Source organism: Pedobacter agri PB92 (assembly GCF_000258495.1).
Classification (GTDB): Bacteria; Bacteroidota; Bacteroidia; order Sphingobacteriales; family Sphingobacteriaceae; genus Pedobacter; species Pedobacter agri.
Window position 1 is genome coordinate 1 of sequence record NZ_AJLG01000202.1, and the last position, 8,316, is coordinate 8,316.

An 8,316-nucleotide genomic window follows, 5' to 3' on the forward strand; every position below is an offset into this window, starting at 1 on the left:
GGTAGACATCATAATTGACATAGGATGTTCCTCCTGTGGAAGCGGTGTCCCATCGAGGCGAAGGTTTTGCCAACACGGATCATCATATGTGCGGTCTTCAATTTCACTTAATGTAAGGCCAAGAATCTGTTGCGCCATCGGGTTGGCATATACCAACTTTCCATGAACATCTATAATACCAACACCTTCGGCCATAGTCTCCAGTATTCCTTGTAATCTCTGCTCACTATCCCTAAGCGTTTCCTCTAATACTGTTTTTTCCTGTATTGTGCGATCACGTTCTCGAATGGCTAATACCTGGGTGGTTACTTCAAGTGCCATATCAATTACACCTGTTACCTTACCATCTTCCATGTAAGGTGCATAACTGAAATTAAAAAAGCCTTGAGTGAGTATACCATCCCGCATAAGGCTTACCGGACTGGATGATTCCGCACGTGGTTGCCCATCCTGGTAAGTTTCAATGAGCTTTTTTGCAGCGTCCTGACCAACCAGTTCAGGAATTTCCTTAAACAGCGGTTTTCCGATAATACTTTCGTCCTTTCCAATTAACTCAAGCATGGGTGAGTTGATCATGGTGACAATAAAGTCTTCACCTTTGACCAACAGAATGGCGACAGGTGCCTGAGCGATGAGGTTCTTAAAACCAGTTTCACTATCGTATAACTTGGTGTTAAGTTTATTTACCTCATCATAAAGCACCTTTAATTCAATATTGGTTCGTTTAAGACTACTGTTTGCTTCAATTAATTCTGAATTTACTTTTTTATAATCTGAGTTTGAATTGTTCAAACGAATGTTTTTTTCTTTCAATTGAAGATTGAGTGCCCTAATCATCTGATTGAACTCTTCGAGCTGCTCATTGGTTGAAGTATACTCTTCATTCATTACACTCAGCTCTTCATTGGTAGTTTGCAATTCTTCATTTAACACAGCAAGTTCCTCATTGTATTCCTGCAACTTCTGTTCACTTTCCTGCAAAGCAAGTTTTGCCCTGATCTGCTCGCTTGTATCTTGAACGGTGGCCATGATGGCATCAACTTTACCTTCCGGATCAAGTATCGGAATAAAGTCTACGCTGAGATACTTAGGTTGGCTCTGTTGATCCTGTCTTGATGAATCCAATACCTCTTGTAGGGAAATTCTTTCTGCCGAAGAGAATACTTTGTCAAGTTGCGTGGAAAAAATCTGATCTTTTAGCAATGGAAATACCTCAAGCATTGGTTTTCCGATAACTTCCTCATGTTGATGGCCCCAAATTTTGAGCATTTCAGGGTTAGCGGTCTCGATCACCATATCTTTCCCTTTCAACAGTGTCAAGCCCACTGGTGATGAGCTCACGAGTTGCTGCATCCTGTTTTCTGTGTAGATTAATTGTCTATGAATTTTTGAAAGCTGCTCATTGGCTTCCGCAAGTTCTTCGTTGGTGGCCTGGTATTCCTCATTCGCAGTCGCGAGTTCCTCAATAATTTGTTGTTCACGCTGCTCTTTATCCCTTACCAGCTGCCACGCATTCACTCGATCTGTCACATCGGAAGCGGTATGCAGGATGCAGAATATATTTCCTTGAGAATCGAAAACGGGCTTGTAAATAAAATCAAAATAAGAACTTATTAATTCACCATTAATTTCCAGCGTCGCTTCCATATCTTTTCCGATATAGGATTGTCCCGAATTCCAGACCTTTTTGAGTAATGTTGCAAAGGGCTGGTCTTCAAGTTCTGGCAAAGCGTCTTCGAATTTTTTACCCATCACAGATTCATCCTTTCCCCAGAATTTGAGCATATCTTCACTGGCGAGCTGTATAACCAAATCTGGGCCAATATAAATTGCTGTAGCCTGGGTGGATTGATTTAAAATTTCGAGCAATGCGGGATTGCCCATAGCGGATAGGAGATTGTTCATTAACAGCGGATTCGACTTGAAAATAGGTATCAAAAATAACATTTCCTAAAATATTTAGGAAATTATTGACCATATACATTTACCCTCTTGAACAACATCAGGAATGCCCAAAACTCCCAAGCGGTTATTTTTCCCTTATTTTGAATTCACTTAAAATTATTTTGTTTCTTGCATAGATTAAGGCTGTACAAATAGTGCAGAAGCAGAAAAACTCAAACTGATTTTGGTTAATAGATTAATGATTTACTTATCCTAAATCTGTTTAGCGGCCCCAACATGATTTATATGAGGTTAGTAAACATCTATTTGCGGAGGCGGTTACCTACTTCCTTGATTTCAAAATCTGCACTAACCTCCTCCATATAGAATATTCTGTTGATTGTCAGAGTGAGACAGCCCTGATTAGTGAATTTCCAAATTCAGTCGTCTTTATATTCAAAAATCGGTTCAGACGTGTAATACACATATACAAAAATGATGATTTGTATATTCTAAGTGTTTCGGTATCAACTTCTATCATAGCAAAAACTATACTTTTGTTTAGCCCATTATCTGACTGATTAATGGTTTCATTATTTCAAGAAGTATAGGGATTTCTAGATTCTGTTACCTCAGATAAACGATTTTTTATCATTATTAAGTTTAGGTTCATTTGAAAATCCCCCTATTCTACAAACAACATCCAGCTGCATACTTTGGACTGAAATACATTTTTCCATATCCTTTTCCTCATCACTTTTGATGAAACCTAAAAAGTGCATAATATAGAGTGATAGTGTCCACACCGAGTTACCCCATAGCGGATACCAGTCGCTTTTTACCAGTCATGAATATCTATTACAAAAAAAGTGACGAAGCCCCCTATCCTTGTAACTCCTACTACATTGGCTAGATTTTAGCGCATATTTATTTGAACATATTTATCCACTTAATTGTTAACTACGTACTCTTAATTGATATCTATGAAAAGTACAATTTTAAATCAGCTTTTAGTAGCATTTCTCGCCACATTATTGTTGAACTCCTGCAACGAGCATAAAGACAATAGCCATTCAACTGAAAAGGATGCCACTACCAAAAAGGCTTCCATGCCAACACCTACAAACGTTGTTACTTATATAGATGACTTTGAAAGTTTCAGAGATGCGATTCATAAACAGGATGTAGCTAAAATGAAAACCTTTTTCAAATTTCCTGTATTCGCCGATACCGCCCAGATTTGGGAGGCGATTTATGATAACATGGATCAAGGTAAACGTCAGGAAATTACCCCACATACATTCACCGGCGAAGATTTGGAAAAGAATCACAGATATCTCTTTAACGATGGGTTTGTGAAAAGCCTTCTAAATGTCGATGCGGAGCAACTATATAAACATGGTGAGTTCACCACACCAAAAACCATAATACAAGATCGAGGTGTGCATATGATTGCGAATTATGATAGAAAAACAAGCTCATTACAATTATCACTCATGTTCTCAGGGTGGAAAGATGAAAATGGAGAGGATATGAGTGAGGGGGAATCAGCGACTATATACTTTTTCAAAATTACCAAAACTAATCATTTGGTGTTTGATAAAATATTATTTGCTGGTTAATAGCCGTATGATTTCATCAGATATCAAATGGTTACTAGCTAGCATCAGCGTGGTAAGTTCAAATATCCGGTTAACCTTTGGAAGCGATTCCTACAAGCATTTTATTGTTTATATTCCCTGCCTTTAAAAGATTTAAAATTACTAACCGCATATAGGTGGGTTAATTCTTAAATATGAAAATCATTACCGATGGATTAGAATTGCTATTGGCACACGTATTTTACATTAAGGCGCATCAAATAACGCCCTTTCTAATTATTGATTCCGGCAGGAAATATTTATACTTACCAAAAACATTAGCAGTGGAGCTTAATAATGGCAAAAAATTTCATGTTCATCATCATCAAAGGTTCAACAAGTTTGCCCTACTTAATCTTGCCACCTTTTTTCAAGCCCTCTATGATGATGTTGGAATAATTTGTATCACCAACGATTGGCAGATCAATGGTACAGCTGGTAAGTTCTTTGTTCCATTTCACTACAGGTTGACCGGTTTTATTCACGGTATTAATGGTTATCAAAATTCTGCTTCCTACCGGTCTCCATCCCCCTGCTACGCCCGGCCCTCTTTCAGGATTTAAAAATTCACCAATTGTTGTAAGGGTCGTCATGGCAAGTTCATAACCATTATCTGTTAGCTTGGTATCCTTACCATTTAATATAATATGTAATTTCCCTTTGATTTTAGCAATTTCTTTAGCGCATGCAGATCTTTGTTCAGCAGAGGTATTTACTGAAGTTTTTTCAGCAGAATTTAAAATATCTGTACCATAAACCTTATCAAAATATTTACCTAGATATACACTCAAATAAGAGAAAGTTGAAATATCAAAAGCGCGTTTATCGGATAAGATTCGTGTATACATTTCAGCAGGACCATTCAAGGTTACTGTTTCTTCAATTACCTTCGCCCTTGCCCAACCATATTTTTCTTCCAAAACTTTCACAACATCTGCACTTGTTTGTGCATGTACATAAAAATTTGAGGCCATAATAATAAGGGCGCAAATTAAAAGCTTTTTCATTTTTTCAACTAATAGGGTGATAATTAATATATTCGGTTATTATATGGTCTACAACAACTAAATACTCACTTTGTTTGTTATTTATGCTATTCAATCCGATAAGGCTTACCTACAAATAAGCTGCATATTATCCAGTAGAATTAATAATTTAATCAGCATTATTTTCAATAGTGGTTAACCTTGTAGATGGGCAGCGCTAACTCATAGAAACTCAGCGCAAATAACGAAAAAGAAAAATCATACTTTCTAAAGTTGCCGGGTTACCTGAAGTTCTGCGCAGGTACGGTGTGATAAAACCAAGGAGCAAGAAAAAAACAGCTTATGCTGATGGTCAATGCAGCTTATGATCCTATCTTCCTTACTATCTCATTAACGGTAAGCGACCCAAGTGGTAGTATTACCTTTTTTTAGCTTTATCCATTACACTATAAAACTCCTTAATGAACCGGTCGATGCTTTTTTCCCTAAAAAGCGAAGCGATGGTAAAAGGGATTTCCTTATTGTTCTTTTCCGGTAAGGCGAAGATGAGATTAACCGAGGTCCTCACATAAATCAGGTTTACGGTGTGCCGTATGGTTTGAATACCTGAAAAGTTTTGAAAATTATATTCTTTGTGCAAGAAGCTAAAAAGACCAGTACGCCTTACCGTCCCTGCATGGGGATCGAAGATCAGTTTGGTAAATGCAGCATTAATAAATACGGCACCAAAAAGAAATAACAGACCAATGCTGAATACCATTGCTAAAACACTATCAGCGGGTATGGTTAATAACCACAAACCCAGCCCAATTAGAATTATACCTGCCAGGAGTGCACCGGTTTTATTACTTTTTACAACGTACATACCAGCTTCCTGACTAAAGTATTTATAAGATGTAATAGGTTCGGCAACAAAATCACCAGAGGTATCGTATTGATCAAGGTAGCCATGGATAATTGGCACAGCCTCTCGAGTAAAGGCCAGGGCATTTGGATCATCATTGCGGGTATAGGCCGATGATACTATGATACCTTTTCCATAACGTGCATTTTTTCGGTACAGGCTATAATGGTAACTACCATTAGTCATACCGCTCACCAGATCTATACCATAGAGTTCGGAAAATTGTATATTCTTAACAGGAAGAAACCCCATGAACAGTTTACGCATACGGCCCTGGTGATTATCGAACACTATGTAAGTGTTTGCTGCTCCCCAAAACAGTACAACTATCAATAGTATGAGCATTAAGATAGGCAATGATTCCATAAAAGAGGCATTTTGGTAATACATATATAGATAAAGCAGACCAATTCCAAAAGGGATATTATGGTCACAAAGATGTAAAACACGCCTGAAGGATAGATAATGACGCGATTAGGTTCAATCTTCCAACTGGTTTTGGCCAGAGTTTTTAGTGACATGAGGTTAACATTTAATTATTCTTAAACAGAAAATATCAGAGAAGGTTTGTGCAGCAACCCAGTTGACGATCAAACATTTCATCGTAACAAACGTTTCATACTGCAACAAATTCATACCTGTATTTACTTATGCGATCCAAATTCCTTTACCTGTTTTTATTCACTATTACCGGTTTATCAATCCTTGCGCAAACGCCTAAATTAGCAGTTTCCATTCCTGCCAATATGAAACAATTTGTTCTAAAAGGTTATCAGGTCCTTAATATTACCAAAGGCGATCTGAACAGAGATGCTTATTCTGATGCGGTAATGGTACTTTATAAAAAAGGTGAAGAAAGAACATCCGACGTTATTAGTCATCCCGAAAAAAGACCCTTGTTGATTTTGCTTGGTCAGGCTGAGAATACCTACAAAGTGGCTAGCCGAAGTGATAATACAGTTTATTGTGTGGATTGCGGGGGACAAATGGGCGACCCTTTTACTGGGGTAGTCATTAAAAATGGATACTTTTCGGTAGAACATTACGGCGGGTCCGCTCAGCGGTGGACAAGGATTATTACATTCAAGTTTAATGCTGCAACCAAGAAATGGCTTTTACATAAAGATGGACATGAGTATTTTGATGCCACTGCGCCGGATAAATCCGTATCAGAAGTCCAGACTGTCAAAAACTTTGGAAATGTGCCATTTGAAAAATTTGATATCTATAAAGACCATTAAAGAATTGGTTGCCCAATATAAGGAGTTAAATATTATAGAACTCATATGTCAGGCATCTATACCTGAAAATTAAAATCCACGGCACCGTCGGTATTTAAGATTTCGGATGTGCATGATTCCCTTTTTTCTCATCAAAACCAGCCTGGCTGTTGCGGAAAAAAGCACCATAAATAATGATGAGCAATAGTGCGGATATACCCAGAACGATCAGCGTAAAACTGCTTCGGAGAATTGTCTGCAAGCTCAGCATCTCTATATTCCAGAGACGTAAAATCAATACAACTATAAAGGCCAGTGAAATCACGACGGCAAATAATCCAATCAATCTTTTCATAATTTTCAGTTAAAGTTTATCGAGCCACTCTTTCTTTTTTGCGGCAAATTCTTCCTGTGTAATGATACCCTCGTCGAGCAAAGATTTTAACATCTTCAGTCTGGCAACTGGGTCTGAGTCATTTTTAACTGACGTTTCGTCTTTTGCCGCGTTGAAAGTTTTACCCAAATCCATCCCTACGCCGAACTGTAAGCCTGCACCTGCCAGCCCTCCCTCGTTGCGGGCAGCATCACGCAGGGCTTTTAATTTCTCCATTTCTACATAACTCAGGCCGCCCTCCCCTGCTGCCATGGTTTCTGCAGTAATATCGGCAACCTTGCCGATACGTTCTTTCGTAGATTGGTCAAAAACAGTTCCGTTTAGTTTAAAATCAGTCAGCTCAAAACCCAGGTTGTTCATTTCTGAAGTAAGCTGCTCTTTTATAAGACGAGATAATGCGGGTAACTGCGCGTCAATTTGCTGATAAGATATACTGCTTTGCGCAAGCACAGACGAAAGGTGTTCCGGAAAGCGGTTTTGAAGCAGCTGCCTTGCTTCCGCTACTGTATAAGTGTCTTTTGCACCGATTACATTGGAAAACAGATAAAGCGGGTTGGAAATTACAAATGAAAACGAACCGTTTGCACCCAGTTCCACCGGGATTTTGTAAAACGGATCCATATATTTGATCATTTGGGGCGTGCCCCAACCTTGATTTGTGGTTTCTGCTGTGCGGTAAAACCAGATTTTCAACTTATGCTCACTTTCAAAATTGGTGCGCAAGTTTAAAAGTGTGGTCAGAAAAGGGTGGTTATCGGTTTCCAGGTCAAATAAACCCACTTCACTCAGATGATCCACAACCTTACCCTCATAAACCAGAATAGCGCCCTGACCGGGCGAAACAATAAGTTTACTGGCGTTCTTGATCTCGTCATTTACAGAGGGGAATTTCCAGACCAATATATCTGATGGCTGATCTTTCCATTCAATAATTTTGGAGAGTTGATCTCTAAAAAAGCTCCCGATACCCATGTTAATTGATTATTTTAAATTCCTTAATTATTTTTCCCTTCATATCAGTGATATACATCGCCTCATAAGTTTCCAGCACAAAACCGTTTTTATAATGATAAGCGGTGTGAGCTATTGATCTTTTTCTGTCTACTGGCATGCTAAACATGATCTTTCCATCGGGCACAGAAAGGCATTGGATAATGGTATTTGAACTTGCTCCTGCTGTTGCCTTAAACATGATGAGCACATAATGGTTATCATAATATAGTATTTCCGGAGAATAGTAGGATCTTCCAGGGGTGAGATCTTTATAGCTGATCACAAGTGTGTACGT

8 protein-coding genes are annotated in these 8,316 nt (G+C 38.5%); 2 read left to right on the forward strand and 6 right to left on the reverse strand.

Annotated elements, in window-relative coordinates:
- A partial coding sequence (locus ON09_RS20720; RefSeq protein ID WP_039843058.1) for a PAS domain-containing protein occupies positions 1-1,905 on the reverse strand: 1,905 nt, incomplete at its 3' end.
- Positions 1,906-2,867: 962 nt separating this feature from the next.
- On the opposite strand from ON09_RS20720, the gene ON09_RS20725 reads away from it, so the two are divergent.
- A complete protein-coding gene (locus tag ON09_RS20725; protein WP_010602984.1) occupies positions 2,868-3,506 on the forward strand; it encodes a hypothetical protein in 639 nt (212 codons plus the stop codon).
- 365 nt (positions 3,507-3,871) lie between these two features.
- Here the strand turns inward: ON09_RS20725 and ON09_RS20730 are convergent, their stop codons facing one another.
- Together ON09_RS20730 and ON09_RS20735 are read right to left on the reverse strand one after the other, a co-directional pair.
- Positions 3,872-4,531 carry a hypothetical protein gene (locus ON09_RS20730; protein ID WP_010602985.1) on the reverse strand — a complete coding sequence of 220 codons (660 nt, stop codon included), beginning with the start codon at positions 4,529-4,531 and terminating at the stop codon, positions 3,872-3,874.
- A 397-nt stretch (positions 4,532-4,928) separates the two neighbouring features.
- Positions 4,929-5,780 carry a hypothetical protein gene (locus ON09_RS20735; RefSeq protein ID WP_010602986.1) on the reverse strand — a complete coding sequence of 284 codons (852 nt, stop codon included), beginning with the start codon at positions 5,778-5,780 and terminating at the stop codon, positions 4,929-4,931.
- Positions 5,781-6,064: 284 nt separating this feature from the next.
- On the opposite strand from ON09_RS20735, the gene ON09_RS24525 reads away from it, so the two are divergent.
- Positions 6,065-6,655, forward strand: a complete 591-nt coding sequence (locus ON09_RS24525) for a hypothetical protein (protein WP_010602987.1) — start codon at positions 6,065-6,067, stop codon at positions 6,653-6,655.
- Positions 6,656-6,749: 94 nt separating this feature from the next.
- On the opposite strand, the gene ON09_RS20745 is transcribed toward ON09_RS24525, so the two are convergent.
- From ON09_RS20745 to ON09_RS20755, 3 genes are all read right to left on the reverse strand, one after another.
- The gene (locus ON09_RS20745; protein WP_010602988.1) at positions 6,750-6,989 is read right to left on the reverse strand and encodes a hypothetical protein; all 240 of its coding nucleotides are present in this window, start codon (positions 6,987-6,989) and stop codon (positions 6,750-6,752) included.
- 9 nt (positions 6,990-6,998) lie between these two features.
- Positions 6,999-8,000, reverse strand: a complete 1,002-nt coding sequence (locus tag ON09_RS20750) for an SPFH domain-containing protein (protein ID WP_010602989.1) — start codon at positions 7,998-8,000, stop codon at positions 6,999-7,001.
- 1 nt (position 8,001) lies between these two features.
- Positions 8,002-8,316 (reverse strand): hypothetical protein (locus tag ON09_RS20755; protein ID WP_010602990.1); only part of this gene is annotated, 315 nt, incomplete at its 5' end.

What these genes read in the sequence shown, in the direction of transcription:
- ON09_RS20750 (WP_010602989.1), bottom strand. Translation starts at nt 8,000, where the DNA reads ATGGGTATCGGGAGCTTTTTTAGAGATCAACTCTCCAAAATTATTGAA.
- ON09_RS20735 (WP_010602986.1), bottom strand. Translation starts at nt 5,780, where the DNA reads ATGGAATCATTGCCTATCTTAATGCTCATACTATTGATAGTTGTACTG.
- ON09_RS20725 (WP_010602984.1), top strand. Translation starts at nt 2,868, where the DNA reads ATGAAAAGTACAATTTTAAATCAGCTTTTAGTAGCATTTCTCGCCACA.
- ON09_RS20745 (WP_010602988.1), bottom strand. Translation starts at nt 6,989, where the DNA reads ATGAAAAGATTGATTGGATTATTTGCCGTCGTGATTTCACTGGCCTTT.
- ON09_RS20730 (WP_010602985.1), bottom strand. Translation starts at nt 4,531, where the DNA reads ATGAAAAAGCTTTTAATTTGCGCCCTTATTATTATGGCCTCAAATTTT.
- ON09_RS24525 (WP_010602987.1), top strand. Translation starts at nt 6,065, where the DNA reads ATGCGATCCAAATTCCTTTACCTGTTTTTATTCACTATTACCGGTTTA.